The organism is Peterkaempfera griseoplana, from assembly GCF_001418575.1.
Classification (GTDB): Bacteria; Actinomycetota; Actinomycetes; order Streptomycetales; family Streptomycetaceae; genus Peterkaempfera; species Peterkaempfera griseoplana.
In genome coordinates, this window is record NZ_LIQR01000258.1 from 1 (window position 1) to 2,500 (window position 2,500).

A 2,500-nucleotide genomic window follows, 5' to 3' on the forward strand; every position below is an offset into this window, starting at 1 on the left:
GAACAACACAGTGGACGCGTAGCAACTATGGACAAGCCCTCGGCCTATTAGTACCGGTCAGCTCCACCCATTACTGGGCTTCCACACCCGGCCTATCAACCCCATCGTCTATAGGGAGCCTTACCCACTCAAGGTGGTGGGAGCCCTCATCTCGAAGCAGGCTTCCCGCTTAGATGCTTTCAGCGGTTATCCCTCCCGAACGTAGCCAACCAGCCATGCCCTTGGCAGAACAACTGGCACACCAGAGGTCCGTCCGTCCCGGTCCTCTCGTACTAGGGACAGCCCTTCTCAAGACTCCTACGCGCACAGCGGATAGGGACCGAACTGTCTCACGACGTTCTAAACCCAGCTCGCGTACCGCTTTAATGGGCGAACAGCCCAACCCTTGGGACCTACTCCAGCCCCAGGATGCGACGAGCCGACATCGAGGTGCCAAACCATCCCGTCGATATGGACTCTTGGGGAAGATCAGCCTGTTATCCCCGGGGTACCTTTTATCCGTTGAGCGACGGCGCTTCCACAAGCCACCGCCGGATCACTAGTCCCTGCTTTCGCACCTGCTCGACCCGTCGGTCTCACAGTCAAGCTCCCTTGTGCACTTACACTCAACACCTGATTGCCAACCAGGCTGAGGGAACCTTTGGGCGCCTCCGTTACCCTTTAGGAGGCAACCGCCCCAGTTAAACTACCCACCAGACACTGTCCCTGATCCGGATCACGGACCCAGGTTAGACATCCAGCACGACCAGAGTGGTATTTCAACGATGACTCCACCATGACTGGCGTCACAGCTTCACAGTCTCCCACCTATCCTACACAAGCCGAACCGAACACCAATATCAAGCTGTAGTAAAGGTCCCGGGGTCTTTCCGTCCTGCTGCGCGAAACGAGCATCTTTACTCGTAATGCAATTTCACCGGGCCCGTGGTTGAGACAGTCGAGAAGTCGTTACGCCATTCGTGCAGGTCGGAACTTACCCGACAAGGAATTTCGCTACCTTAGGATGGTTATAGTTACCACCGCCGTTTACTGGCGCTTAAGTTCTCAGCTTCGCCCCGACGAATCGAGACTAACCGGTCCCCTTAACGTTCCAGCACCGGGCAGGCGTCAGTCCGTATACATCGCCTTACGGCTTCGCACGGACCTGTGTTTTTAGTAAACAGTCGCTTCTCGCTGGTCTCTGCGGCCACCACCAGCTCGGGAAGCACGTCCCCTCACCAGCAATGGCCCCCCTTCTCCCGAAGTTACGGGGGCATTTTGCCGAGTTCCTTAACCACGGTTCACCCGAACGCCTCGGTATTCTCTACCTGACCACCTGAGTCGGTTTGGGGTACGGGCCGCCATGAAACTCGCTAGAGGCTTTTCTCGACAGCATAGGATCATCCACTTCACCACAATCGGCTCGGCATCAGGTCTCAGACTATGTGCAAGGCGGATTTGCCTACCCTGCGTCCTACACCCTTACCCCGGGACAACCACCGCCCGGGATGGACTACCTTCCTGCGTCACCCCATCGCTCACCTACTACCAGCTCGGGCCACCGGCTCCACCACTCCCCCTCACTCCGAAGAGATCAGAGGCGGCTTCACGGGCTTAGCATCACTGGGTTCGACGCTGGCGCTTCATAGCGGGTACGGGAATATCAACCCGTTGTCCATCGACTACGCCTGTCGGCCTCGCCTTAGGTCCCGACTTACCCTGGGCAGATCAGCTTGACCCAGGAACCCTTGGTCAATCGGCGCAAGAGTTTCCCACTCTTGTATCGCTACTCATGCCTGCATTCTCACTCGTATACCGTCCACCACTCGATCCCTCGGCGGCTTCACCCGGCACACGACGCTCCCCTACCCACCCACACCTTCGTTGGAAGTATTGTGTGAGTGACACGGCTTCGGCGGTGTGCTTGAGCCCCGCTACATTGTCGGCGCGGAATCACTTGACCAGTGAGCTATTACGCACTCTTTCAAGGGTGGCTGCTTCTAAGCCAACCTCCTGGTTGTCTCTGCGACTCCACATCCTTTCCCACTTAGCACACGCTTAGGGGCCTTAGCCGGTGTTCTGGGCTGTTTCCCTCTCGACCACGGAGCTTATCCCCCGCAGTCTCACTGCCGCGCTCTCACTTACCGGCATTCGGAGTTTGGCTAAGGTCAGTAACCCGGTGAGGCCCATCGCCTATCCAGTGCTCTACCTCCGGCAAGAAACACACGACGCTGCACCTAAATGCATTTCGGGGAGAACCAGCTATCACGGAGTTTGATTGGCCTTTCACCCCTAACCACAGGTCATCCCCCAGGTTTTCAACCCTGGTGGGTTCGGGCCTCCACACGGTCTTACCCGCGCTTCACCCTGCCCATGGCTAGATCACTCCGCTTCGGGTCTTGGGCATGCGACTATAGCGCCCTATTCGGACTCGCTTTCGCTACGGCTACCCCACACGGGTTAACCTCGCCACACACCGCAAACTCGCAGGCTCATTCTTCAAAAGGCACGCAGTCACGGC

The 2,500-nt window shown here is 57.7% G+C and carries 1 rRNA gene (cut by a window edge); it reads right to left on the minus strand.

The features are described 5' to 3' along the window. Positions 1-27: 27 nt before the first annotated feature. Positions 28-2,500: ribosomal RNA gene (locus AOK09_RS19410) — 23S ribosomal RNA — on the minus strand; it runs 649 nt beyond the window's last position.